This window comes from Methylobacterium sp. GXF4 (assembly GCF_000272495.1).
Classification (GTDB): domain Bacteria; phylum Pseudomonadota; class Alphaproteobacteria; order Rhizobiales; family Beijerinckiaceae; genus Methylobacterium; species Methylobacterium brachiatum.
On record NZ_AKFK01000047.1, the window covers coordinates 24,939 to 48,437 of the forward strand.

Consider the following 23,499-nt stretch of genomic DNA (forward strand, 5'->3'; position numbering starts at 1 on the left):
GGCCCGGCGCGCCCCGCTCAGGGGCCGCGGTCGCTCCGGCGCAGGCTCGCCGGCATGGCGAACAGCAGGAGGCCGGCCGCCACCAGGCAGAGCGAGCCGATGACGTAGAGGGCCGGCGTCGTGGACCCGGTCAGGTCCTTGACCCAGCCGACCATCACCGGGCTGACGATGCCGCCGAGCTGGCCGAGCGTGTTGATCAGCGCGATGCCGCCCGCCGCGCCGACGCCGGTGACGAGCTTGGCCGGCAGGGTCCAGAAGGTCGGGATCGAGGCGACGATCCCGGACCCCAGCAGCGCCAGCGCGATCATCAGGGGCACGATCTGCCGGTCGAACAGGCCCGCGGTGAAGAAGCCGATGGCCGCGGCGATCGCCAGCGCGGCGACGAATTTCGGCCGCTCGCCCGAGGCGTCGGACAGGCGCCCGACCACCACCATGCTGATCGCCCCGCAGATGTAGGGGATTGCGGTGAGGAAGCCGACATAGGCGGCGCTGCTGCCGCTCGCGGTCTTGATCAGGTCCGGCCCCCAGAAGTTCAGGCCGTAGGAGCCGATCTGAAGGAGGAAGTAGACGAGCCCGATCATCAGGAAGCCCGGCTGGCGGAGCGCGCCGAGGAGCGAATGGTCGCCGATCTCGCGGTTGTGGTGGGCGATCCGGGCCGACAGCAGGTCCTTCTCCGGCTGCGAGAGCCAGCGCGCGTCGGAGATCCGGTCGTCGAGGCGCATCAGCACCAGGGCGCCGAGCAGGAGGCAGGGCAGGCCGCCGGCCAGGAACAGCCATTGCCAGCCGGCGAGCCCGGCGACGCCGTTGAGGCCGCCGAGGATCAGGCCGGCCACCGGCGCCCCGACGATCCCGGAGAAGGCCGAGGCCACGAACAGGAACGAGGTGATCCGCCCGCGATGGGAGGCCGGGAACCACAGGGTCAGGTAGTACAGGATGCCGGGCGCGAAGCCCGCCTCCATGGCGCCGATGAGGAAGCGCAGGGTGTAGAAGTGCCACTCGGTGCGGATGAAGATCATCAGCGCGGTGGCGATCCCCCAGGAGATCATGATCCGGGCGATCCAGCGGCGCGCGCCGACCCGGTAGAGGAATAGGTTCGACGGCACCTCGAAGATGACGTAGCCGACCACGAACATGCTGGCGCCGAGCCCGTAGGCGACGTTGCTGAAGCCGAGGTCGCTCTGCAGCTGGAACTTGGCGAAGCTGATGTTGATCCGGTCGAAGAACGCGAACAGGTAGCAGACCATGATCAGCGGCATCAGCCGCCACGCGACCTTCCGGACGATTCCGGTCTCGGTCACGTCCTCTGGGCGCGCGGGCGCGCCGGTCACCGCGATGGCCATCGTGTTCCTCCCTGGAGAAGTCCGGCCGCTCCGTCGCGGAAGGGTCGGATGCGCGGAGCCGCCTTCGATGGGCGGCTTTGTCGCGCGGCGTTCGTCGAGACGTCAGGCGGCCCGGGGGACCGGATGCAGGTCGCAGGGCCGGCCGGCCTTGGCGACCTGGCCGGGCACCTCGTGGCCGACGAGCCGCGGCAGGTCCCGGGACAGGGCGATCAGGGCCGGCAGGTCGAGGCCGGTCCGGATCCCCATCTCGTGGGCCATGCTGACCAGATCCTCGGTGCAGATGTTGCCGGTGGCGCCCGGCGCGAACGGGCAGCCGCCGAGACCGCCGAGCGCCGCGTCGAAGCGGCGGGCGCCCGCCTGCCAGGCGGCCAGCACGTTGGCGAGGCCGACCCCGCGGGTGTTGTGGAAATGCAGGGTCAGATGCTCGGCCGGGACGATCGCCAGGACGCGGGCGACGAGCCGCTCGACCTGGCGCGGGTTGGCCATGCCGGTTGTGTCGGCGAGCGTCACGCCGGTGATGCCGAGCGAGCGGTAGCGCTCCACCTGCGCGATCACCTTGTCGACGGGCTGGTCGCCCTCGAACGGGCAGCCGAAGGCGGTGGCGACCGTGGCGTTGGTCAGGACCGACGCGCCCGTCACGGTCTCCATGATCCGGGCGAATCCCGCGATCGAGTCGTCCGGGCTCATGCCCATATTGGCGCGGTTGTGGGTCTCGCTCACCGAGGCGACGAGGTTGATCTCGTCGACCTTGGCGGCGAGCGCCCGCTCGGCCCCCTTGGGGTTCGGGACGAGCGCCACGTAGACCGTACCGGGCCGGCGGCGGATCCCGGAGAACAGCTCGGCGGCGTCGCGCAGGGCCGGTACCGCCTTGGGCGAGACGAAGGACGAGACCTCGATGCGGGAGAAGCCCGCATCCGAGAGCGCGTCCACCAGGGCGATCTTGTCCGCGGTCTCGACCCAGGCGGCCTCGATCTGGAGGCCGTCGCGGGGCGCGACCTCCTGGACCAGCATCGTGGCGTCGCTCATTTCACGGCTCCCGCGTCGCGCAGCGTCCGGATCGCGGCCGGGTCGAGGCCGAGATCGGCCAGGACCGCGTCGGTATGGGCGCCGAGCGCCGGGCCTTGCCAGCGCACCGCCCCGGGGGTGCCCGAGAGCTTCGGCACGATGCCGGGCATCTTCACCTGGGTGCCGCCGGGCAGCTCCGCCTCGAGGATCATGTCCCGGGCCTGGTAATGCGGATCGGCGACGATGTCGGCCACCGAGTAGATCCGCCCGGCCGGCACGTCCGCGGCGTCGAGGGCGGCCAGGGCGTCGGCGACGCTGCGGGCCTTCGACCAGTCGCCGATCACGCCGTCCAGCATGGCGGCGTGCTGCGAGCGGCCCTCGTTCGAGCGCATCCGGGGATCCTCGGCGAGGTCGGGGCGGCCGATGGCCGTCATCAACCGGCGGAAGATCGGATCGCTGTTGCCCGCGATCACGACGTAGCCGCCATCCTGCGTCGGGTAGGTGTTGGACGGGGTGATGCCGGGCAGCGCGCCGCCGGTGCGGGTTCGGATCTCGCCGAGCAGGTCGTATTCGGGGACCAGGCTCTCCATCACGTTGAACACGCTCTCGACCAGCGAGACGTCCACGACCTGCCCGGCGCCGCCGTTCACCTTGACGTTGAGGATCGACATCAGCGCGCCGATCACGCCGTGGAGCGAGGCGAGGGTGTCGCCGATGCTGACCCCGACCCGGGCCGGGGGGCTGTCGGGGGAGCCGGTGGTGTAGCGCAGCCCGCCCATGGCCTCGCCGATGGCGCCGAAGCCCGGCCGGTCGCGATAGGGCCCGGTCTGGCCGTAGCCGGAGATCCGCACCATCGTGAGCTTCGGGTTGAGGGACGAGAGCACGTCCCAGCCGAGCCCGAGCTTCTCCAGGCCGCCGGGCCGGAAATTCTCGACCACGACATCGGCGCTGGTGGCGAGGCGCTTGACGATGTCGAGCCCCTCCGGCGTCTTGAGGTTGACCGCGATCGACTTCTTGTTGCGCGACTGAAGATACCACCACAGCGAGGTGTCGCCGTGCATCTTGCGCCAGGTGCGCAGGGGGTCGCCGCCTTCCGGCGCCTCGACCTTGATCACCTCGGCACCGAACTCGGCCAGGAGCTTGGTGGCGAAGGGGGCGGCGATGAGCTGGCCGAGTTCCAGCACACGGATCCCGCTGAGCGGACCTGACACCGTCTTTCTCTCCCTGTCTTTGCCCGGAGGATACGACCGGCTTCCGGGCGATGTCCAAACGCGATGCGCCAGCCTGCGTTCTCCGGCCGCGAACGCAGAGGCCTCTCTACGCGCCCGTCATGCGCAGGTGATCCAGCAGCAAGGCGGCAGCGGGCGGCAGGGCGCCGGGCCGGACCACGAGGGTGAGCGTCCGCGTGGCCCAGGGATCGGTCAGCGGCACCGCGGCGAGATGCAGCTGCGGCCCGAGCAGGGCGAAGACCCCCTCGGGGATCGTGCCGAGCCCCATCCCGGCCTGCGCCATCCGGCAGATCCCGTCGAAGCTCGGCACGTGGATCCGCAGCCGCAGAGGCCGCCCGAGCCGCCGGGCCTCGTCCCGCAGGGCGGCGTAGATCGAGCTCTCGACGTGCAGGCCGACATGGTCGTAATCGAGGGTCTCGGCGAGGGCGATGGCGGTTCGCCCGCTCAGCGGATGATCGGCCGGCATCACCAGGACCAGGCGGTCGCCGCGATACGGATAGGCTGCGAGCGAACGGGTATCGGTGCCGCCGGCGCAGATCCCGAGATCGGCCGCGCCCTCCTCGACGCCCAGCACCACGCCGCCGCTCGGCCGCTCCGCCAGGTCGACGCGGATCCGCTCTTGCGCGGCCAGGAAGGCCTGGAGGTCCTCGGGCAGGAACTGGACGATGGCCGAGAGGTTGGCGAGCATCCGCACGAAGCCGCGCACCCCATGCGCATGCTCGGCGAGTTCGAGCGCCATCTGCTCGGCGCTCGCCAGCATCCGGCGGGTGTGGTGCAGCAGGGTCTCGCCGGCCGGCGTCAGGCGCATCCCCCGCGGCTCGCGGGTGAGCAGCGTGCAGCCCAGGGCGTGCTCCAGCTCGGCCAGGCGCTTGCTCACCGCCGAGGGCGCGATGGAAGCCCGCCGGGCCGCGCCGTTGAGCGTCCCCGCCTCGCAGATCGCCGCGAACAGGCGCAGCGTCTTGAGGTCGAGACGGCTGACGGTCGCCGCGGTGGGAAGCGTCTCGCGAATGCTCAGGATCCTTTCTTCGCGGACTCCTGCGGCCCGCGCCAGTCCCGCGCGCCGACCGGTTGGCCATACGCGCCGTGGCCGAGCTTGGCGCCCTGCCGGTTGACCAGACCGAAGCGCAGGACCGCCTGCTCCAGATAGTCGATCGCGTCGACCAGATGGGCGCGGGCCGCCGCGATCGCGTCCTCGCCCTCCTCGACGGGGGTCTCGGCGAGGTTCACCGCGGCGATCAGCACCCGGTCGCGCTCCTCCTCAATCCGCCGGTCGCGCTCGACATGGCCGCGGACGCGGGCGTCGAAGGCCTCGATCACCGACCAGGGCAGCGCGTCCTTGTCGACCGGCGCCCGGAAGGCCAGCGCGTTGCGCCGCGCCGCCGCGGCGGCCGCCCTGACGTGATCGGCGAGTTCTGCATCCATCCGGGTCTCTCAGTGGGGTCTCGGGTTCGGGTCGGGCCGATGCCCGCACATGCTGTCTCGAACGCGCGCCCGCCAGGCCCGTTGCCGGGCGGCCGATCGGGTCGCAGCCCGAGCCGTTCAAACCGGAATCGCGCGAAGGCCTTACCTTGACAATGCGAGGCCTTATCTCTCGGAAGTGTGATCCGTGTACCGGGCCCCGCCCGGAAGGGAGCTACCCTGAATGGTCTCGATGCTGAACGCCGGCGCGCTGCGCCCGACATCCGCGGCGGCGCGCCTGCTGAGCGCGCTCACGATCCTCCTGGTCGCCACCGGCCTGTCCGGCTGCGGCGCGGTCAACCGTGTGCCGACCCTCGAGGAGCAGGCTAAGTCGTCCTGGAGCGAGGTGCAGAACCAGTACCAGCGCCGCGCCGACCTGATTCCCAACCTGGTCGAGACCGTGAAGGGCTATGCCCAGCAGGAGAAGGACGTGCTAATCGGCGTCACCGAGGCCCGGGCGAAGGCGTCGAGCGTGAAGGTCGACGCCTCGACGGTGAGCGATCCACAGAAATTCAAGGAGTTCCAGGACGCCCAGAACCAGCTCTCCGGCGCGCTCGGGCGCCTGCTGGTCACGGTGGAGAAATACCCCGATCTGAAGTCCAACCAGAACTTCCTCGCCCTGCAATCGCAACTCGAGGGCACCGAGAACCGCATCGCCGTGGCGCGGCGCGACTATATCGGCGCGGTCCAGGCCTACAACACCGAGCTGCGCACCATCCCGGGCCGCTGGATCGCCGCGATCCTGTATCCCGAGGCCAAGCCGATGGAGACCTTCTCGGCAACCCCGAACGCCGACCGGCCGCCGAACGTGAAGTTCTAGAAGCGGCACCATTAAATGCGGCTCATGGGCCTGAGCACCGGAACGCTGGTGCGGCTGTTCCTGGCGCTGGTCGTCCTGTTCGGGTGCCTGGCGGTCTACGCGGTCGGGGCGCTCGCCGCCGACCTGACCTTCCCGCCGCTCACCGGACGCGTGGTCGACGGCGCGGGTATCCTGACGCCCGACCAGCGCGCGGCCCTGGAGGCCAAGCTGAAGGCGCACGAGGACAAGACCTCGGACCAGGTGGTGGTGGCGACCGTGCCCAACCTCCAGGGCACGACCATCGAGGACTTCGCCAACCGCCTGTTCCGGGACTGGAAGCTCGGGCAGGCCAAGACCAACAACGGCGCGCTGCTGCTGGTGGCGCCGAGCGAGCGCAAGGTGCGGATCGAGGTCGGCTACGGCCTCGAAGGGGCGCTGACCGACGCGCTCACGCGGGTGATCATCGCCAGCGCGATCACGCCGCGCTTCAAGACCGGTGACTATTACGGCGGGATCAATGCCGGCATCGACGGGATCCTGGGGATCCTGTCGGGCGATGCCGAGGACTGGCAGCGCAAGCCGCAGGTCCGGGCCGACGAGGTGGATCCCCGTCAGGTCGCGGTCTTCGTCATCCTGTTCCTGGTCGTGCTGTTCGTGGCCTGGCGCATGAGCCGCGGCGGCGGGGGCGGCCGCGGCGGGCGCGGCGGCGGCATCGTGTTCCTGCCGGGCCCCGGCTCCGGCGGGTGGAGCGGCGGCTTCTCGGATGGCGGCTCGTCGGGCGGCTTCGGCGGCGGATTTTCCGGCGGGGGCGGCTCGTCGGGCGGAGGGGGATCCTCGGGTGACTGGTAGGATCGCCGACATTCTCCCGCCCGCGGCCTGCGAGCGCCTGGCTGCGGCAGTGTCCCGGGCCGAAGCCGGCACGTCCGGCGAGATCGTCGTGATGATCAGCCGGCGTGCGGGCGCCTACCGCTCGGTGGTGCTGCTCACGGCGCTGATCGCCGCGCTGATCCTGCCCTGGCCGCTGATCGTACTGACCGGCTGGAGCGCGACCACGATCCTGCTGGCGCAGGCGGCCCTGGTCGCGGCCATCCTGGCGGCCAGCCAGAATGCGCGGCTGCGGCTTGCCCTGGTGCCGCGCCGGCTGCGCAGCGCCCGGGCCCGCGAGGCCGGGCAGCGGGCCTTCTGGTCCCGCGGCCTGAGCCGCACCCGGTCCCGCACCGGCGTGCTGCTCTACCTGTCGCTGGCCGAGCGCCATGCCGAGATCGTCACGGATCTCGGCGTGCTGCAGCGCATCCCGGCCGAGTCCTGGGACGGGATCCTGGCCGAGCTCGGCCGTGCCCTGGCGGGCGGCGGCGTCGAGGGCGGGCTGACCGCCGCGGTCGAGCGGATCGGCGCCATCCTGGCGGAGCATCTCCCGGCCGGCCCGCACGATCCGGACGAATTGCCGAACCGGGTGATCGTCGCGGATTAGCGCTGCGTCCCAGGACGGAATACATCGGGACGTCCAGCGCCGATCCATCGATCGAGCGTGGTAATGGATTTTGTGCGCTGCCGCACGATCCCGGTCCGAGACCGGTAACCCGAGGGGCAGGCTCGCGATTTGACCGCATGGGACTCGGGGCCGGGCCGCCTTCGCGCCCGGTACCGAGATCGAGACGAGGCGCGAGGCCGCCATTCCGGCCTCGCCCAAGGAGGCCGTCATGAAGATCCTGATCGCAGCAACGCCGCTCACCGGCCATGTGAACCCGATGCTCGCCATCGGCCGCGCCGCGGCGGCCCGGGGCGACAACGTGCTTGTGCTCACCGATCCGGCCTTCCAGGCGAAGGTCGAGGAGGCCGGCCTGCGCTTCACGCCCTACGCGGACAACGAATCCGCCGGATATCTCGAGACGGAGCTGCCCGCCGGGCCGGAGCGCTTCCGGCACGAGTTCCAGCGCCGCTTCATCGATCCGATGCCGGACCAGACGTCGGCCTTGAAGGCGCTGATCGCCGCGGATGCGCCGGACGTGATCGTCGCGGGCAGCATGTTCCTCGGCGTGCTGCCGCTGCTCCTCGACACCGCGCCGCGGCCGCCGATCGTCACCGCCAATATCAGCATTCTGTTCCTAGACCGGCCCGATCACGCCCCGGTCGGGCTGGGCCTCCCGCCGGCCCGCGACCAGGCCGAGCTCGCGCGCTACGCCGCGCTCAGGGTCGGGATGGATGCCGCCTTCGCCAACCCGGTCCGGGCCTACGCGGACGCGCAACTCGCCCGGCTGGGCGTGTCCCCGCTGCCGGCCTCGCTGCCGCACTCCATCGTCGTGCTGCCCGACCTGTTCCTGCAGCCGACCGTGCCGGGCTTCGAGTACGATTACGGAACGCTGCCTCCGGGCGTGCGCTTCATCGGCCTGCTGCAGCCCCCGGCCCCGCCGGCCCCCCTGCCGGATTGGTGGCCGGAGCTGGAGCGGGCCAACGAGGCGGGCAAGCCCGTGGCCCTGGTCACCCAGGGCACCCTCGCCAACGCGGATTTCGGCACCTTGGTCGAGCCGGCGCTCGCCGCCCTCGCCGACCGGGACGATCTCCTGGTCCTGGCCACCACGGGCGGCCGTCCGGTCGAGGCCCTGCGCGGGCCGATCCCGGCGAACACGCGGGTCGCACGCTTCCTGCCGTTCCGCGAGTTGCTGCCGCGGGTGAGCGTGCTCGTCACCAATGGCGGCTATGGCAGCGTCTCGCTCGCGCTGTCGAACGGCGTGCCGATCGTCTCGGCCGGCCTGACCGAGGACAAGGCGGAGGTGAATGCCCGCATCGGCTGGTCGGGCGTCGGCATCAATCTCGCCACCAACACGCCGAGCGTGGACGCCTTGCGCGAGGCGGTGACGCGGGTGCTCGACGAGCCGAGCTTCCAGCAGCGGGCCGGCGCCCTGCAGGCCGCCTTCGCGGCGCGGGACGCGATGAGCGGGATCCTGGGCGCGATCGACGACCTCGCCCGCTCCGGGCCCGTGCGCCGCGCCGGGACGGGCGCCGCGGTGTCCCGAGCGAAGTCGGCCTGACCGGTCGGGCCTTGACCGTCTTCGGCGATCCGGGCGGGTCGCCGAACTGATTGCGAAACCGTGAACCCCAAAATGTTTCCCGTGAAACATTTTCGGACAGGTACCCCGGCTCCGGCGGGCGGAAGCGTCCCGCCGGAGCGTCCTTCCGGCTTCGTCAGCGGCGCACCGGCACCGGGCCGTTCATCCCCGGCCAGTCCGAGTAGCCGTTGGTGCCGCCGCCGTACCAGTAGGGCTTGGGGGCCTCGGCCAAGGGCGCGCCGCTGGCGAGACGCCCGACGAGATCGGGATTGGCGATGTAGGGCCGGCCGAAGCTGAACAGGTCGGCCCGGCCCTCGGCCAGCTCCTTCTCCGCGAGATCCAGGGTCAGCTGGTTGTTGCCGATATAGGCGCCCTTGAACCGGCGGCGCAGGTCGAGGAAGTCGATCCCGTCCGGCACGTCGCGGGTCTGCTGGGTCACGCCCTCGATCGTGTGGACGTAGAGCAGGCCGAAGCCGTTCAGCGCATCGACATAGGCGCCGTAGGTGGCGTGCGGATCGGAATCGAGCGGCGTCTCGCCGGGCTGCGTGGTCGCCGGCGAGAGCCGGATGCCGACCCGGGCGCCGCCGCCCCAGACCTCGGTGACCGCCTGGACCACCTCCAGGGGAAAGCGCAGGCGGTTCTCGATCGAGCCACCGTAGCGGTCGGTGCGCGTGTTGGTGGAATCCCGGACGAATTGCTCGAGCAGGTAATTGTTGGCCGAGTGGATCTCGACACCGTCGAAGCCCGCCCGCTTGGCGTTCTCCGCAGCCCGCCGGTAATCGGCGACGATCCCCGGGATCTCGTCGGTCTCGAGCGCCCGCGGCGTCACGTGGGGCTTCATGCCGTCCTGCGTGAAGGCGGTGCCCTCTGGCTTGATCGCGGAGGCCGAGACCGGGAGCTCACCGCCGGGCTGGAGCTCGGGATGCGAGATCCGGCCGGTATGCCAGAGCTGCAGGAAGATCAGCCCGTCATTGGCATGGACCGTCTTCACGATCCGCGACCAGGCCTCGACCTGCGCGTCCGACCAGATGCCCGGCGTGTAGGCGTAGCCGACACCCTGCGGTGAGATATTGGTCGCCTCCGAGATGATGAGGCCCGCATTGGAGCGCTGTCCGTAGTAATCAGCCGCGAAATCCGGCGGCACGCCGTCGTTGTTGGAGCGGCTGCGGGTGAGCGGCGCCATCACCACGCGGTTCTTGAGGGTCAGGTCGCCGATGGTGACCGGCTGCAGGATCGGGCTGTTCGGCATGGAACCTCGGTTGGGACGTCGTGGGCGGCGGAACGGCCCCGGCGAAGGGCGGGCCTCGCTGAGCCGGCACGCGCAAGAGGGATGGTCGTTAACAGGCCGAGGTCCCGCCCCGGTTCCACGGACCCGTTCCGATCCGTCCGAGCATGGCCAGGCGACGGCCGCGGCGCGGAATGCCGCGGGAACCGGATTCCGGCGCGTGTCTTGGCTCCCCAGCGACACCACGAGCGGCAGGACGCCCCGTGCGTCGACGCGGAATCCAACCGCATCGCCCGGGATTTGGCCCGGCGAGGCCGCGCCCTGCTTCTGCGCTCCCCCGCGATCTGGAGAACCGACGCCATGAAGGCACTCTGCTGGCACGGCAAGAACGACATCCGCTGCGACACGGTCCCGGATCCGGTGATCGAGGATTCCCGCGACGTGATCATCAAGGTGACGAGCTGCGCGATCTGCGGCTCGGATCTCCACCTGATGGACGGCCAGATGCCGACCATGAAATCCGGGGACGTGCTCGGCCACGAGTTCATGGGCGAGGTGGTTGAGGTCGGCCAGGGCTTCACCAAGTTCCGGAAGGGCGACCGGATCGTCGTCCCGTTTAACATCAATTGCGGCGCCTGCCGCCAATGCAAGCTCGGCAACTGGTCGGTCTGCGAGCGCTCGAACCGCAACGGCGAGATGGCGGCCGCGCAGTTCGGCTACCCGACCGCGGGGCTGTTCGGCTACTCGCACCTCACCGGCGGCTATGCCGGCGGTCAGGCCGAATACGTGCGCGTCCCCATGGCCGACGTGGCACCCATGAAGGTGCCGGACGGCATGGATGACGAGTCGGTCCTGTTCCTCACCGACATCCTGCCCACCGGCTGGCAGGGCGCCGAGCATTGCGAGATCCAGGGTGGCGAGATCATCGCGATCTGGGGCGCCGGCCCGGTCGGCCTGTTCGCGATCCAATCCGCCAAGATCATGGGCGCCGGGCGCATCATCGCCATCGACACCGTGCCCGAGCGGCTCGCCCTGGCGAAGACATCCGGCGCCACCGACGTCATCGACTTCATGAACGAGGACGTGTTCGAGCGGATCCAGGAGATCAGCAAGGGCCAGGGCGCCGACGGCGTGATCGACTGCGTCGGCATGGAGGCGAGCGCCAGCCATGGCGGCCTCACCGGCGTGCTCTCGACGCTCCAGGAGAAGCTGACCTCCACCGAGCGCCCCTACGCGCTGGCCGAGGCGATCAAGGCGGTGCGGCCCTGCGGGATCGTCTCGGTGCCGGGCGTCTATGGCGGCCCGGTGCCGGTCAACATGGGCTCGATCGTCCAAAAGGGCCTGACCCTCAAGAGCGGGCAGACCCACGTGAAGCGCTACCTGGAGACGCTCACCAAGCTGATCCAGGCGGGCAAGTTCGACATGACGTCGATGATCACCCACCGCTCCACCGACCTCGCCGACGGCCCGGACCTCTACAAGACCTTCCGGGACAAGGCCGATGGCTGCGTGAAGGTGGTTTTCCACCCGAACTGATCCCGCGCGCCGCGCTCGATACCGCCGACACGACCCCGGTCCGCCCGGACCGGGGCTTCGACACCATCGCCCGATCCCAGGATAGCTCCCGTATGACCAACCCGGCTGCCCGTACCCTGCTGCCTCTCCTCCTCTGCACCGTCGCCGGGCCGGCCCTGGCGCAGGAGCCCGTCGCCGCGACGTCGCCGCCGGGCGGCTCATCGGCGCTGACGCAGGTCGCCCGGTTCCAGCATCAGGTCACCGGCGTGACCGTGGCGCAGGACGGCCGGATCTTCGTGAACTTCCCGCGCTGGACCGAGGATTCCCCGGTCTCGGTGGCGGAGCTGAAGGACGGGAAGCCCGTCCCCTACCCCGATGGGGAGTGGAACAGCTGGCGCAACGCCCGCAAGGACGCGGTCGACCCCAAGACCCATTTCGTCTGCGTGCAGAGCGTGGTCGCCGACAAGCAGGGCCGGCTCTGGGTGGTCGATGCCGCCGCCCCCGCCATGGCGGCCGTGGTCAAGGACGGCCCGAAGCTGGTGGCGATCGACCTGAAGACCAACGCGGTCGCCAAGACGATCGCGTTCGACCCATCGGTGGCCCCGCAGGGCTCCTACCTGAACGACGTGCGGATCGCGCCGGACGGGAAGACGGCCTACCTCACCGATTCCGGTGCCGAGGGCGCGCTGATCGTGGTCGATATCGAGTCCGGCAAGGCCAAGCGGCTGCTGGCGGGCGTGGCCGCGACCATGCCCGACCCGGCCGTGACCGTGACCTATGACGGCAAGCCGCTCCGGCGGCCGGACGGACGCGGCGTCGAGTTCTCGGCCGACGGCATCGCCCTCTCGCCGGACGGCAAGACGCTCTACTGGCAGGCGATCAAGGGCAAGACGCTGTACAGCCTGCCGACCGACACGCTGACCGGCTGGCTGACGGCCCCGATGATGCCGGAGGCGCTGGCCGACAAGACTCTGGCCGGCAAGATCGTCACGGTCGGCGAGAACGGCCCGGCCGACGGGCTGCTGATCGATCGCGACGGCAGCCGCCTCTACGTGACCTCGCCGCAGGATGATTCGATCAAGGTGCGGGACCTCGCCGCCAAGCAGGCCGGACTGACCACGCTGGTGCAGGATCCGCGGCTGCGCTGGCCGGACACGTTCAGCCAGGGCCCGGACGGGACCCTCTACGTCACGACCTCGCATATCCAGGATTCGGCCTTCTACAAGGAGGGCGCGCCGATCGCCCTGCCGACCGAATTGTGGAGCTTCAAGCCGGCGGCTGCGCGACGCTGAAGTCGCCGACGACCCGCATCCCCGGTCCGCACGATCGGCCGGGGGTGCGGTCAGGCTCGTCCCGGACGTGCCAATACCAATATGGCTCAGGCTTATCGGTCGATTACAGCGGCTCCCGGCACGCGTCGATAAGAATGATTCTAAATTACGTTTAACAGACTTCAGAAGTATTCTGATCTCATAAATACAATACATATCGATTATTGATGAGAACAAGAAATTTTCGGATCCATACAGATGGCGCTTGACTCAAGGCCTTAGCGTTCCGTTAACGGCAAGATGTCATCGTCTTTTCGCAGATTCCCGTCCGGCTCGCGCCAGACCTGATCCATTGCCGTTGAGACATCACCAGAGATCCGACCGACCCATGGGCATGCTGTTTTCGAGGGATCTCCACGCGAAGGTGGAGGCGCTGGACCGATCCCAGGCAGTTATTGAATTCGCGCTCGACGGCACGATCCTCACGGCCAACAAGAACTTCCTCGATGCGATCGGCTACAGCCTCGACGAGGTCCGCGGCCGGTCTCACGCGACCCTGGTCGACCCGGCCTATCGGGAGAGCGATGCCTATCGCGCGTTCTGGGCGGCACTCCGGCACGGCGACTTCCAGGCGGGCGAGTTCAAGCGCATCGGCAAGGGGGGCCGCGAGATCTGGCTCCAGGCGACCTACACCCCGATCCTCGGCCGGGGCGCCAAGCCGATCAAGGTCGTCAAGTTTGCCAGCGACGTGACCGAGCAGGTCATGCGCACCATCGGGTATGAGGGCCAGATCGCCGCGATCAACCGGTCGCAGGCGGTGGTCGAGTTCGCGCTCGACGGCACGGTCCTGACCGCGAACGACAACTTCCTGACCACGCTGGGGTATCGCCTGGAGGAGGTCCAGGGCCGCCACCACAGCCTGTTCATCGACCCGACCGAGCGCGACAGTGCCGAATACCGGCGCTTCTGGGACAGTCTGGGGCACGGCGAGTACCAGATGGCCGAGTACAGGCGGCTGGCCAAAGGCGGGCGCGAGGTCTTCATCCAGGGCAGCTACAACCCGATCTTCGACCGGGACGGACGCCCGCTCCGGATCGTCAAATTCGCCACCGACGTCACCGCCGCGGTGATGGAGCGCCGGCGCCGGGCGGCGTTGCAGGACACGATCGCCCACGACCTGAACGCCATCGCGGACGCCGCCTCCGGCGTCTCGCAGCAGGCCGGGCAGGCGGTCCAGGCGTCGGCCCATGTCTCCGGCGACATCCAGACGGTGGCCTCGGGCGCCGAGGAGCTCGCCGCCTCGGTCGCGGAGATCAGCGCGCAGGTCACGCAGGCATCGGAGATCTCCGGGCAGGCCGTGGGGCAGGCCCGGGAGACGCACCGGATCATCGCGGGCCTCAGCGCCTCGGCGGCCCAGATCGGCGAGGTCGTCGCGCTGATCCAGAGCATCGCGGCGCAGACTAACCTGCTGGCCCTGAACGCCACGATCGAGGCCGCCCGCGCCGGCGAGGCCGGTCGCGGTTTCGCGGTGGTCGCCGCGGAGGTGAAGGAACTCGCCAACCAGACCGCCCGGGCCACCGAGCAGATCGGCACGCAGATCACCGGGAGCCAGGACGCGACCCGGGGGGCCGTCGAGGCGATCGGCTCGATCCAGGGCACGATCGTGAGGCTCAACGAGGTCGCGACCGCGATCTCGAGCGCCGTCGAGCAGCAATCGGCGGTCACGCGCGAGATGTCGGCCAGCATGCAGACGGCCGCTCAAGGTGTCGGCGCGATCACCACCAACCTCGAACGGATCGCCCAATCGGCCGAGCAGGCCGACAGCGCCACGCAGCAGCTGCGCACCGCCGCGCGGGATGCCGCCTAGGGCGCTCGCCTCGGACCTCGCAGCGCGGATTGCAGCCGCTCAGGCCACGGTGTCGGCCGCCAGGGTCGCCGCCACCTCCCGGCCGAGCATCATCAGGAGCGAATCCACCGCCAGAAGCGCCGCCGACGGTGCGGGGCCGGCCGCCTGCAGGGCTCGGCGGGCGGCCAGGACCAACTCGATGCTGGTGAGGAGAGCGGCGCTGTCCGGTGCGGATTCCGCGTCGTCGGCGAGGGTAAGGACGAGGCCGTGGCCGAAGCGGGGACGTCCCCCCTCCCCCGCCTCGAAGCGCCCCTGCATCAGGACCGTCCGGACCGTTCCGGCCACCGGCGCGGTCCGGAAGGTCGTGCGCAAAGTCCCGCCCGCCTCACGGAACAGCCGGATCGCCGCGAGGACGGCGTGGCGATCCTCCGGATGCACGAACGCCGCGGCGTGCCCGAGCGGCAGTCCCGGCCTGCGATCCGCCGCGGGAATCCCCAGGATCCGGGCCGCCTCGCGGGAGAACCGCAGATGCGCGCCATCGTAGCGCCAGAGGCCCGCCTGCGCGGCGCGCAGGGGCGACCGTTCGACGGCACGAGGGTGCTGCGCGTCGGCGTCGGAGCGGATATCCGGCAGCTGCGGCATGGCGCGTCCCGCGGAAGGCTTCTTCGGTTCGAGCCGCGGTCGTAGGGAAGTCCTCGGTCGGGACGCACGCGCGCATCCACACAACCGATCGACCGCTCGCCGGAACTTGCTAATCTATATCAGTCTATACTCGTCGATATCTGCATGCCGTACTTGTGATGTTGAGAAAAGAGCCCGGCGCTGCGACGAAGCGGCGCTGGTCGTTTCGTCGCCCTGCCGTCCCGATCGAGCCCTCACGAGACCGCCATGTGCAACCTCTACAGCCTGCGCACCGGCCCGGCGCAGCTGCGCCGGGCCTTCGGGATCGTCCAGGATCGCACCGGCAACCTGCCTCTGCTGCCGGCGATCTTTCCGGACCAGATGGCACCGGTGGTCTGGAACGGGCCGGATGGCCGGGAACTCGCCATGATGCGCTGGGGCATCCCGGGCCCGAAGGCGTTCGGAGAGCATCCGATCACCAATGTCCGCAACGCCGCGAGCCCGCATTGGCGCCCCTGGCTCGGCCCGGCCCATCGCTGCCTCGTCCCGGCGACCGCCTTCAGCGAGTATGCCGACACCAAGCCGCGCAAGACGCCCGTGTGGTTCGCCCGCGACGACGACCGATCGCTCTTCGCCTTCGCGGGCATCTGGCGGCCCTGGACCGGCGTGCGCGGGACGAAGCGGGAGAACCCGGACCGCGTGGCGGAGGAGCACCGCCTGTTCTCGTTCCTCACCACGGAGGCGAACGGCGTCGTCGGCCCGGTGCATCCCAAGGCGATGCCGGTCCTGCTCACCGAGCCGGAGGAATGGGCGGCCTGGCTGGAGGCGCCGACCCCGGAGGCGCTCAAGCTGCAGCGTCCCTTGCCGGATGCGGCGATGCGGGAGGTGGCCCGAGGTCCCCGTGCGGACGGACCCGAGACGGAGGTCGAGCCGGAGCGGTGAAGGGGGGTCGGGCGGTTACTGGAGCGAGCCGCCGTTCCGCGCCTGAAGCAGCCGCAGGGCCTCTTCCAGCACCGCGTGGAGGTCCGCCGCCCCCTGCGGGCTGAGCGGCAGGCCGACCCGCTGGCCGTGGATCGTGTCGAGGACGATCATGGCGAGGTCCTCGCCGATCAGCAGGCTGGGCTTCGGCAGGCAGAGCGGCAGCACGAAATCGCCCTCCCGCTCGCCGAGGGCATCGACCGCCTCGCCGGGGCGGAAGGGCTTGGTCTTGTCGCTCATCGCGGGCTGTCCTCGCGGGCATGTCCGGTATGATGCGGAAGGCTACGCCATCGGGCGCCACCCGGCCAGTCTCGGGCGCCGACGACCGCCGTCCGATGACGCTTCAGCGCGTCCCGTCCGGCCGGCGCAGCGTCCGGACCGTCAGCGTATCGATCTCCAGGGATCCGACCTTCAGGGACCCCACCTCCAGCACACCGACCCGGGCGCGGCCGACCGAGAGCCGGCCGATGGCGAAGGCGCCGAGCGCCACCGCGCCGAAGGCCACGGCCCCGATCGCCAGCGCTCCCAGTGCCGAGGCGCCGACGGCCCCGGCTCCGAGGGCCCCGGCCCCGAGCGCGGCCGCCTCGCGGTTGCGGGCGGCTCCGGGGTCGGCCAGGCGGCGGCGCACCGCCTCGAGTCTGTGGGAGTCGCGCATGCGGGACCGTCTCGTTGCGGAGCCTCGGGCATCGTCCTCCCTTCGGAACGCGCCAGGGCCGGATCGGGTCCGGATGCGCGTGGACCGAACGACGAGCGCGGCATCACGAAGGCAGGGTCGGCCGATCCATGCCAGCCGATGCGGCCTCTCAGTAGAGCCGCGTGCGGTAGGATTCCGCGATCCGCCCCTCGGCCTCCGCGACTCCGGATGCGGCGGTCTGCTCGGCCAGGATGCGCCCGAGGCTGGGAAAGGTGTCGCGGGCGACGTGGCGCGACGGGTCCCAGAGCTGCGCGCGCATCAGCGCCTTGCCGCAATGGAAGAAGGCCTCCCGCACCCGCACGATCAGCCCGATGGTCGGCACGCTGCCCCGGGCGCCCAGCGGCTCGAGCAGGGCGCGGTCCCGCGTGACCGCCGCGGTGCCGTTCACCCGCAGGGTCTCGTCGATGCCCGGCACGAAGAAGATCAGCCCGATTCCGGGGTTCTCAATGACGTTGCGGAAGCTGTCGATCCGGTTGTTGCCACGCCGGTCGGGGATCACCAGGGTGCGGCTATCGCGAACGGCCACGAAGCCCGGCGCGTCGCCCCGGGGGCTCGCATCGGCCTGGCCGGCCGCGTCGGCGCTCGCCAGCACCAGGAACGGCGCGAGCGCGATGAACCGGCGGGCGTAATCGTCGAGGTGGTCGAGCACCTTGGCGGCGGCGAGCGGGCCGACCGCGCCGAACTGCGCACGCAGCTCCGCCCCATCCCGGATCGTCGCGGAAACCCCGGTGTCTGCGTCCATGCGATCCTCGCTGCGGCAGTGATGCCTGAGGCGGCTGAATCTCGGCCGTCGAGCCGCAGCATCGGCGGGCAGGATGGCTTGAGGCTTTCGGAACGTCCGCGTCAGGGCCAGACGCGAATCGCCACCGGGCGGCGCAGCAGGTCCCGGTCGGAGGTGATCGTGCAGCCCTCGACCCGCAGGCTCGCGTAGGTCAGGAGCGCCCGGTCGCCGACATCGTCGAAATTGCGCCCCTGCGCCGCCGGATCGAGCAGCGACGGGTAGGCGATCAGCGGCGCGGTCGCCTTGCACGGGTCGTCGTAGAGGGTCGCGCCTTCGAGCAGCAGGCGGGGCGTGTCCCAGGTGATCAGGTCGCGCGAACTGGACCAGTAGAAGCCGGACCGGGCGAAGCCGTCGCCGGCCTTGGCCATGAACACCGCAATCCAGGCGCCCGTCGCGCGGTGGCGGACCACGGCTCCCACCGGCCCCGGGAACGGCCCCACCGGCCGGCAGGTGGCCGCGGGCGGGACGGGCTTGCGGTAGGGGTCCGGGAAGGCGGCGGTGAAGCCGGTGCCGGTCCAGGCGCGCCAGCGGGCCGGGTCGGCCGGGTCGTCGCTGCGGAACAGGCAGAGTCCGGCCGCCTGGTCGCTGCCGGGGCGGTCCCAGCCGGTGGTCGAGACCAGGACGTAGCGCCAGCGCCCCTCCGCCACGATGTTCGACGGGTTGAAGAAGCCGCGATGCCGGCCCTGATCGACCTCCTGGCGGAACGGGGCTCCGGCGACCACCACGGGCGGGTTCCGGCGCGCGAAGCTGCGCCCGCCATCCGCGGAAGCCGCGGCCGTGATCGTGTTGTACCAGCACGCCATGTAGGAGCCGGCCGGGCAGCGGCCGGGATGCTCGTTGGCTTGGTATTCGTGGTGCAGCAGCGCGGCGACATGCCGGCCGTCCTCGGTCCAGGTGGCGGTGATCCAGGACCGGTCGTCATAGGATGCCGGATCGGGCTTCTCGCCCGAATCGAGCACCACGGCGCAGTCGAGCTTGAGGTGGTCGAGGTCGGGCCCGCGCAGGGCGCGGTTGCGGTAATGCATCCCGAACAGGGCCACCGCCCCGGCTGCATCCCGGAACGCCCGGGCCGGCGCATCCGGCACATCGGCCCCGTCGCAGGCATCGCGCCCGGCCTTGAACACGATGGCGGGCGGCCCGACCAGGGTCAGGGCCGAGAGCGGCGGCTCGGCGGCGGCTTGGGCCTTCGGGGGGATGAGGAGGAGCGGCACGAGGGCGGCTGCGAGCAGGGCGAAACGCTGCCGGATTCCTCGCCGCACATAGGGTCTCAAATTCACAGATTGGCCGGTGAAGGCCGCGACACGCCCCCTCTCCCGTGCGGGAGAGGGCTGGGGTGAGGGACCCGGATCTTCCGGAGAGGTCGCCCCCCTCACCCTGTCCCTCTCCCGCACGGGAGAGGGGACCCGCGCCGGGTCCTGCGCCGGGTGAACTCGCTTGCCCGTGAGGGCAACCGGAAGGACCGGCCTCGCCACGCCCTCCGTTCCGACGATCCGATACGCCAAGCCCATCGCGGAGATCCGGGTGCGTCCCGGCTACGCCTGGACAAAGCGCGCCAGATTCGCTTGAGAACCGTTACAGAGTACTTGCCGCCCGGCCGTCGCCCGAAAGTCTTACATGCTCCTCCTGATCCTCGGGCTCGTGCTGTTCCTCGGCACGCACGCCTTCTCCATGGTCCGCTCGCAGCGCGCCGCGATCGTGGGCCGGATCGGCGAGGGCCGGTTCAAGCTCGGCTACACCGCCCTGTCGCTGCTCGGGCTGGTGCTGATCGCGGTCGGCTTCCACGATTACCGGCTCGCCGGCTACATCCCGGTCTGGGATCCGCCGGTCTGGACCCGCCACCTCGCCCTGACGCTGGTGTGGCTGGCCTTCGTGTGCCTCGCCGCCGCCTATCTGCCGGGCCATATCCGGGCCAAGGCCAAGCACCCGATGCTGCTCGCCGTGAAGATCTGGGCGACCGCCCACCTGCTCGCGAACGGCGATCTCGGCTCGATCCTGCTGTTCGGCGGCTTCCTGGCCTGGGCGGTGGCGGCGCGGATCAGCGCCAAGCGCCGGGCGCTCGCCCCCGGGGCGGTGGTCGCCCAGCACGGCGGCCCGGCCGTAGCCCCGCATGGCTGGCGCAACGACATCCTGGCCGTGATGATCGGGACGGCCGTCTGGTTCGTGTTCGCCCGCTACCTGCACTACCCGCTGATCGGCGTGCCGGTCTGGCCCGGAACCGCCTGAGAACCCCCGCCGTCCCACGCCCGCTGTCGCCAACCCGGCGCCCGTGTGTTAGGCGCGGGGCTCGATCGCTGTGCAAGGTGGCCCGCGGATAGACGCGGGCCGGGAAATGATGGCCGAGAACAACGAGTTCATTCGCGAGGTCGACGAGGATTATCGCCGCGACCGGATCCTCCAGATCTGGAAGCGCTACAGCGGCGTGATCATCGCGCTCGCCGTGCTCCTGGTCGTGGGCGTGGCGGGCTGGCGCTACTGGCAGAACCAGCAGCGCGTGGCCGCCGAGGCCGCCTCGGTGCAGTTCGACGAGGCCAACCGCCTCGCCCGCGACGGCAAGGTCGCGGAGGCCGACAAGGTCTTCGACGCGCTGGAGGTCCAGGGCCCGGCCGGCTACCGCCTGCTCGCCCGGTTCCGCTCGGCCGCGGAGGCCGGCAAGCGCGACGCGGAGGCGGGCGCGAAGGAATTCGACACGCTCGCCGGTGACACCGGCCTCGGCGACGGCCTACGCGATCTGGCGCGGCTGCGCGCCGCCCTGCTGCGCCTCGACAGCGCGAACCCGGACCCGGCTCTGGCTAATCTCCAGGGGCTCGCGGCCGGCACGCCGTTCCGCCACACCGCCCGCGAGATGCTCGGCCTCGCCGCCCTGAAGAAGGGCGATTTCGAGGAGGCCGGCCGCTGGTTCGACCAGCTGGTCGCCGATCCCGAGACACCCCGGAACCTGCGTGAGCGGATCGAGGTCTACGCGGCCCTCGTGGCGGGCGGCCCGGTCACCGTGACCGAGGCCAAGCCCGAGGTCGCCGCCCCGCCCCCACCGATCACGCGCTGATTTTTCTTCGACCACTTCGAGACATACCATGGACATGCCGACCGTCGCGATCGTCGGGAGGCCGAACGTCGGCAAGTCGACCCTGTTCAACCGCCTCGTGGGCAAGAAGCTCGCGCTCGTGGACGATCGGCCGGGGGTGACCCGCGACCGGCGCGAGGGCGATGTCAGATTCGGCGGCCTCCACTTCCGGGTGATCGACACCGCCGGTCTGGAGGAATCGGACGCCGCCACCCTCATGGGCCGGATGCGGATGCAGACCGAGGCGGCGATCCTCGCCGCCGACGTGGTGCTGTTCGTGATCGACGCCCGCGCCGGCGTGCTGCCGGCCGACCAGCCCTTCGCGGAACTCGTGCGCCGGGCCGGCTGCCCGGTCATCCTGATCGCCAACAAGGCGGAGGGCGGCACCGGCCTCTCCGGCGCCTACGAGGCCTTCACCCTCGGGCTCGGCGACCCGATCCCGTTCTCGGCCGAGCACGGCGAGGGCCTGGGCGAGCTGCATGATGCGCTGAAGGGCGTCCTGCCCAAGCCCGACCCGGAGGACGACGAGGAGGACGAGGACGCCCCCGGCGGCCGCTCCCTGAAGGTCGCCATCGTGGGCCGCCCCAATGCCGGCAAGTCCACGCTGATCAACCGCATGCTCGGCGAGGATCGGCTGCTGGTCGGCCCCGAAGCCGGCATCACCCGCGATTCGATCTCGCTGGACTGGGAGTGGCGCGGCCGCAAGATCAAGCTCCACGACACCGCCGGCATGCGCCGCCGCGCCCGGATCGACGACAAGCTGGAGAAGCTCGCGGTCTCGGACGGGTTGCGCGCGGTGCGCTTCGCCGAGGTGGTGGTGGTGCTCCTCGACGCCACGATCCCGTTCGAGAAGCAGGACCTCACCATCATCGACCTGGTCGAGAGCGAGGGCCGGGCCGTGGTGATCGGCCTCAACAAGTGGGACCTCGTCGCCGACCAGCCCGGCCTGCTGAAGCAGCTGCGCGAGGATTGCACCCGCCTGCTGCCGCAGGTGCGCGGCGTCGCGGTGGTGCCGCTCTCGGGGCTCGCCGGCGAGGGCCTCGACAAGCTGATGCAGGCGGTGGTCCAGGCCGCCGAGGTCTGGGACAAGCGGATCTCGACCTCGCGCATCAACGACTGGCTGAGCGAGGCGACCTCCCGCAATCCGCCCCCGGCGGTGTCGGGCCGGCGGATCAAGATCCGCTACGCCACCCAGGTGAAGAGCCGGCCGCCGCATTTCGCCCTGTTCGGCAACCAGCTCAACGCCTTGCCGAAATCCTACACCCGCTACCTGGTGAACGGCCTGCGCGAGGCGTTCGAGCTGCCGGGCACGCCGATCCGGCTGAGCCTGCGGACCTCGCAGAACCCGTTCGACAAGGGCTGAGGCGTTTCCAGCCAAACGATCGCGCCGTCATTGCGAGCGTAGCGAAGCAACCCAGGGCAGCGCGCGATCCTCGGGTGTGGTGCATCCCTGGGTCGCTTCGCTACGCTCGCGATGATGAAATGGGGGCGAGCAGAGCGGTCACCGGGCCGCGTCGGCGATCCAGTCCACCGCGGCCGACAGCGCGGCGCGCTCGTCCTTTCCGTCGGCCAGAGCCGCCTCGAACGCCCCGACCTGCCCGTCCGCGCTAGTGCCCTCGGCGACGATCGCCCGGGCGCGGGCGACGTCCGCCGCGCAGCCGAGCGCGTCCGCATCCTCCGCCACCAGGGCGAGGACCGCCTCCAGCGCCGCGGCGAACGGCACCGCCTCGGCCTTCGCCTCGTCGATCAGCGTCGCGCGCACGCCGCTGTGCTGGGCCCGCCACAGGTTCTCCGAAGCCAGCGCCCGCGAGACACCGTCGAGCCCGGCATGGAGGTCGGGCCGGCGCACGCAGAGCCGCACCAGGCAGCGGTACAGGGCGGCGACGCAGAGCGAATCGTCGAGCCGGGTGCAGGCATCGGCGATGCGCAGTTCCAGGGTCGGGAACTTGATCGAGGGCCGCAGGGACCACCACAGGAAGCTCGCATCGGCGATGGCGCCGGAGCGGGTCATGATGTCCACGAACCGGGCATGGGCAGCTGCATCGAAAAAGAGCTCGGGGAGGCCGGTGCGGGGCAATTCGCCGAAGACGCTGAGCCGGTAGGCCATCAGCCCGGTCGCTTCCCCCTGCCAGAACGGCGAGGAGGCCGAGAGCGCCAGCAGCAGCGGCTGGAACGGCAGCAGCCGGTTCATGAGGTCGATCCGCGCCTCCGGGTCCGGCACCTCGACATGGACATGCATGCCGCAGATCAGCGCCCGCCTCGCCGCGATGCCGACATCCGACAGGATGCCCTTGTAGCGCGCGCCGTCGGTGGCGGTCTGGCGGGACCAATGCGCGAGCGGATGGGTGCCGCAGGCGAGCAGGCTCAGCCCGCTCTCGGCCGCGATGCCCGCGAGCTGCGCCCGCTGGCCACCGAGATTCTCTCGGGCGGCCTGCGCATCGTCGAGCGGCGGCGTGCAGACCTCGACCTGCGCGGCGACCAGCTCGCGCCCGGTCTCGGGCAGCTCCGCCTTCACCCGGGCATGAAACCCGGCGAGGTCCCCCCGGGGCGTGCCGCGGGTCTCGGCATCGGCGAGAAAATACTCTTCCTCGATGCCGAAGCGGTAGCTGTGGGCGCTCATCTGCGTCTC

23 protein-coding genes are annotated in these 23,499 nt (G+C 70.7%); 11 read left to right on the plus strand and 12 right to left on the minus strand.

Annotated features, from left to right (window positions below):
- Positions 1 to 17 precede the first annotated feature (17 nt).
- From WYO_RS05950 to WYO_RS05970, 5 genes are all read right to left on the minus strand, one after another.
- Positions 18 to 1,340 carry an MFS transporter gene (locus tag WYO_RS05950; RefSeq protein ID WP_007560234.1) on the minus strand — a complete coding sequence of 441 codons (1,323 nt, stop codon included), beginning with the start codon at positions 1,338 to 1,340 and terminating at the stop codon, positions 18 to 20.
- 102 nt (positions 1,341 to 1,442) lie between these two features.
- The gene (locus tag WYO_RS05955; RefSeq protein WP_007560237.1) at positions 1,443 to 2,366 is read right to left on the minus strand and encodes a hydroxymethylglutaryl-CoA lyase; all 924 of its coding nucleotides are present in this window, start codon (positions 2,364 to 2,366) and stop codon (positions 1,443 to 1,445) included.
- Complete coding sequence (locus tag WYO_RS05960) at positions 2,363 to 3,556, minus strand: CaiB/BaiF CoA-transferase family protein (RefSeq protein WP_007560239.1); 1,194 nt, start codon at positions 3,554 to 3,556, stop codon at positions 2,363 to 2,365. Before WYO_RS05960 ends, WYO_RS05955 begins: the two co-directional genes overlap by 4 nt.
- A 106-nt stretch (positions 3,557 to 3,662) precedes the next feature.
- On the minus strand, positions 3,663 to 4,583 hold the full coding sequence (locus WYO_RS05965) for a LysR substrate-binding domain-containing protein (RefSeq protein WP_039902379.1): 921 nt from the start codon (positions 4,581 to 4,583) through the stop codon (positions 3,663 to 3,665).
- Between the two features lie 2 nt (positions 4,584 to 4,585).
- Positions 4,586 to 4,996: a hypothetical protein gene (locus tag WYO_RS05970; RefSeq protein WP_007560243.1), complete on the minus strand. Its 411-nt coding sequence runs from the start codon at positions 4,994 to 4,996 to the stop codon at positions 4,586 to 4,588.
- A gap of 220 nt (positions 4,997 to 5,216) precedes the next feature.
- On the opposite strand from WYO_RS05970, the gene WYO_RS05975 reads away from it, so the two are divergent.
- The 4 genes from WYO_RS05975 to WYO_RS05990 all read left to right on the plus strand — a co-directional run bounded on the left by WYO_RS05975 (position 5,217) and on the right by WYO_RS05990 (position 8,860).
- Entirely contained in the window at positions 5,217 to 5,852 is a 636-nt protein-coding gene (locus WYO_RS05975; RefSeq protein WP_007560245.1) for a LemA family protein, read from the plus strand.
- Between the two features lie 24 nt (positions 5,853 to 5,876).
- Positions 5,877 to 6,680 (plus strand): TPM domain-containing protein, encoded by an 804-nt coding sequence (locus WYO_RS05980; RefSeq protein WP_244424082.1) that lies wholly within the window; start codon positions 5,877 to 5,879, stop codon positions 6,678 to 6,680.
- On the plus strand, positions 6,670 to 7,302 hold the full coding sequence (locus WYO_RS05985; protein ID WP_007560250.1) for a TPM domain-containing protein: 633 nt from the start codon (positions 6,670 to 6,672) through the stop codon (positions 7,300 to 7,302). Before WYO_RS05980 ends, WYO_RS05985 begins: the two co-directional genes overlap by 11 nt.
- 229 nt (positions 7,303 to 7,531) lie before the next feature.
- The gene (locus tag WYO_RS05990) at positions 7,532 to 8,860 is read left to right on the plus strand and encodes a nucleotide disphospho-sugar-binding domain-containing protein (protein WP_007560251.1); all 1,329 of its coding nucleotides are present in this window, start codon (positions 7,532 to 7,534) and stop codon (positions 8,858 to 8,860) included.
- A gap of 154 nt (positions 8,861 to 9,014) precedes the next feature.
- On the opposite strand, the gene WYO_RS05995 is transcribed toward WYO_RS05990, so the two are convergent.
- A complete protein-coding gene (locus WYO_RS05995; RefSeq protein WP_007560253.1) occupies positions 9,015 to 10,127 on the minus strand; it encodes an alkene reductase in 1,113 nt (370 codons plus the stop codon).
- Between the two features lie 336 nt (positions 10,128 to 10,463).
- Between WYO_RS05995 and WYO_RS06000 the strand changes: the two genes are divergently transcribed.
- The 3 genes from WYO_RS06000 to WYO_RS06010 all read left to right on the plus strand — a co-directional run bounded on the left by WYO_RS06000 (position 10,464) and on the right by WYO_RS06010 (position 14,756).
- Positions 10,464 to 11,639 carry a zinc-dependent alcohol dehydrogenase gene (locus WYO_RS06000; protein ID WP_007560255.1) on the plus strand — a complete coding sequence of 392 codons (1,176 nt, stop codon included), beginning with the start codon at positions 10,464 to 10,466 and terminating at the stop codon, positions 11,637 to 11,639.
- Positions 11,640 to 11,731: 92 nt separating this feature from the next.
- Positions 11,732 to 12,910, plus strand: a complete 1,179-nt coding sequence (locus WYO_RS06005) for an L-dopachrome tautomerase-related protein (RefSeq protein WP_007560257.1) — start codon at positions 11,732 to 11,734, stop codon at positions 12,908 to 12,910.
- A 373-nt stretch (positions 12,911 to 13,283) separates the two neighbouring features.
- Positions 13,284 to 14,756, plus strand: coding sequence for a PAS domain-containing methyl-accepting chemotaxis protein (locus WYO_RS06010; protein WP_244424084.1), 1,473 nt, complete (start codon positions 13,284 to 13,286; stop codon positions 14,754 to 14,756).
- A 39-nt stretch (positions 14,757 to 14,795) separates the two neighbouring features.
- On the opposite strand, the gene WYO_RS29285 is transcribed toward WYO_RS06010, so the two are convergent.
- Entirely contained in the window at positions 14,796 to 15,377 is a 582-nt protein-coding gene (locus WYO_RS29285) for a hypothetical protein (protein WP_007560262.1), read from the minus strand.
- A 246-nt stretch (positions 15,378 to 15,623) separates the two neighbouring features.
- Here WYO_RS29285 and WYO_RS06020 point away from each other — a divergent pair, with 246 nt between their 5' ends.
- Positions 15,624 to 16,298, plus strand: coding sequence for an SOS response-associated peptidase (locus WYO_RS06020; protein WP_007560264.1), 675 nt, complete (start codon positions 15,624 to 15,626; stop codon positions 16,296 to 16,298).
- Positions 16,299 to 16,313: 15 nt separating this feature from the next.
- Here the strand turns inward: WYO_RS06020 and WYO_RS06025 are convergent, their stop codons facing one another.
- The 4 genes from WYO_RS06025 to WYO_RS06040 form a co-directional block, all read right to left on the minus strand.
- Positions 16,314 to 16,574, minus strand: a complete 261-nt coding sequence (locus WYO_RS06025) for a hypothetical protein (protein WP_007560266.1) — start codon at positions 16,572 to 16,574, stop codon at positions 16,314 to 16,316.
- A 103-nt stretch (positions 16,575 to 16,677) separates the two neighbouring features.
- The gene (locus WYO_RS06030) at positions 16,678 to 16,989 is read right to left on the minus strand and encodes a hypothetical protein (RefSeq protein ID WP_007560268.1); all 312 of its coding nucleotides are present in this window, start codon (positions 16,987 to 16,989) and stop codon (positions 16,678 to 16,680) included.
- 148 nt (positions 16,990 to 17,137) lie between these two features.
- Positions 17,138 to 17,770: a pyridoxamine 5'-phosphate oxidase family protein gene (locus WYO_RS06035; protein WP_007560269.1), complete on the minus strand. Its 633-nt coding sequence runs from the start codon at positions 17,768 to 17,770 to the stop codon at positions 17,138 to 17,140.
- Between the two features lie 101 nt (positions 17,771 to 17,871).
- Positions 17,872 to 19,020: a hypothetical protein gene (locus WYO_RS06040; RefSeq protein WP_244424090.1), complete on the minus strand. Its 1,149-nt coding sequence runs from the start codon at positions 19,018 to 19,020 to the stop codon at positions 17,872 to 17,874.
- A 403-nt stretch (positions 19,021 to 19,423) separates the two neighbouring features.
- On the opposite strand from WYO_RS06040, the gene WYO_RS06045 reads away from it, so the two are divergent.
- The 3 genes from WYO_RS06045 (at position 19,424) to der (ending at position 22,233) form a co-directional block, all read left to right on the plus strand.
- Positions 19,424 to 20,032 carry an NnrU family protein gene (locus WYO_RS06045; RefSeq protein WP_007560271.1) on the plus strand — a complete coding sequence of 203 codons (609 nt, stop codon included), beginning with the start codon at positions 19,424 to 19,426 and terminating at the stop codon, positions 20,030 to 20,032.
- A gap of 109 nt (positions 20,033 to 20,141) precedes the next feature.
- A complete protein-coding gene (locus tag WYO_RS06050; protein ID WP_007560272.1) occupies positions 20,142 to 20,852 on the plus strand; it encodes a tetratricopeptide repeat protein in 711 nt (236 codons plus the stop codon).
- A gap of 28 nt (positions 20,853 to 20,880) precedes the next feature.
- On the plus strand, positions 20,881 to 22,233 hold the full coding sequence (gene der, locus WYO_RS06055) for a ribosome biogenesis GTPase Der (protein WP_007560273.1): 1,353 nt from the start codon (positions 20,881 to 20,883) through the stop codon (positions 22,231 to 22,233).
- 138 nt (positions 22,234 to 22,371) lie between these two features.
- Here der and WYO_RS06060 read toward each other — a convergent pair whose 3' ends face one another.
- Positions 22,372 to 23,490 (minus strand): carboxylate-amine ligase, encoded by a 1,119-nt coding sequence (locus WYO_RS06060; RefSeq protein WP_007560274.1) that lies wholly within the window; start codon positions 23,488 to 23,490, stop codon positions 22,372 to 22,374.
- Positions 23,491 to 23,499: the final 9 nt, after the last annotated feature.

Coding starts and splice junctions, on each gene's coding strand:
- WYO_RS06000 (WP_007560255.1), top strand. CDS start 10,464: ATGAAGGCACTCTGCTGGCACGGCAAGAACGACATCCGCTGCGACACG.
- WYO_RS05950 (WP_007560234.1), bottom strand. CDS start 1,340: ATGGCCATCGCGGTGACCGGCGCGCCCGCGCGCCCAGAGGACGTGACC.
- WYO_RS05995 (WP_007560253.1), bottom strand. CDS start 10,127: ATGCCGAACAGCCCGATCCTGCAGCCGGTCACCATCGGCGACCTGACC.
- WYO_RS05975 (WP_007560245.1), top strand. CDS start 5,217: ATGGTCTCGATGCTGAACGCCGGCGCGCTGCGCCCGACATCCGCGGCG.
- WYO_RS06030 (WP_007560268.1), bottom strand. CDS start 16,989: ATGCGCGACTCCCACAGACTCGAGGCGGTGCGCCGCCGCCTGGCCGAC.
- WYO_RS06060 (WP_007560274.1), bottom strand. CDS start 23,490: ATGAGCGCCCACAGCTACCGCTTCGGCATCGAGGAAGAGTATTTTCTC.
- WYO_RS06020 (WP_007560264.1), top strand. CDS start 15,624: ATGTGCAACCTCTACAGCCTGCGCACCGGCCCGGCGCAGCTGCGCCGG.
- WYO_RS05970 (WP_007560243.1), bottom strand. CDS start 4,996: ATGGATGCAGAACTCGCCGATCACGTCAGGGCGGCCGCCGCGGCGGCG.
- der (WP_007560273.1), top strand. CDS start 20,881: ATGGACATGCCGACCGTCGCGATCGTCGGGAGGCCGAACGTCGGCAAG.
- WYO_RS06025 (WP_007560266.1), bottom strand. CDS start 16,574: ATGAGCGACAAGACCAAGCCCTTCCGCCCCGGCGAGGCGGTCGATGCC.
- WYO_RS06050 (WP_007560272.1), top strand. CDS start 20,142: ATGGCCGAGAACAACGAGTTCATTCGCGAGGTCGACGAGGATTATCGC.
- WYO_RS05980 (WP_244424082.1), top strand. CDS start 5,877: ATGGGCCTGAGCACCGGAACGCTGGTGCGGCTGTTCCTGGCGCTGGTC.
- WYO_RS06045 (WP_007560271.1), top strand. CDS start 19,424: ATGCTCCTCCTGATCCTCGGGCTCGTGCTGTTCCTCGGCACGCACGCC.
- WYO_RS06035 (WP_007560269.1), bottom strand. CDS start 17,770: ATGGACGCAGACACCGGGGTTTCCGCGACGATCCGGGATGGGGCGGAG.
- WYO_RS06005 (WP_007560257.1), top strand. CDS start 11,732: ATGACCAACCCGGCTGCCCGTACCCTGCTGCCTCTCCTCCTCTGCACC.
- WYO_RS29285 (WP_007560262.1), bottom strand. CDS start 15,377: ATGCCGCAGCTGCCGGATATCCGCTCCGACGCCGACGCGCAGCACCCT.
- WYO_RS05955 (WP_007560237.1), bottom strand. CDS start 2,366: ATGAGCGACGCCACGATGCTGGTCCAGGAGGTCGCGCCCCGCGACGGC.
- WYO_RS05990 (WP_007560251.1), top strand. CDS start 7,532: ATGAAGATCCTGATCGCAGCAACGCCGCTCACCGGCCATGTGAACCCG.
- WYO_RS06010 (WP_244424084.1), top strand. CDS start 13,284: ATGCTGTTTTCGAGGGATCTCCACGCGAAGGTGGAGGCGCTGGACCGA.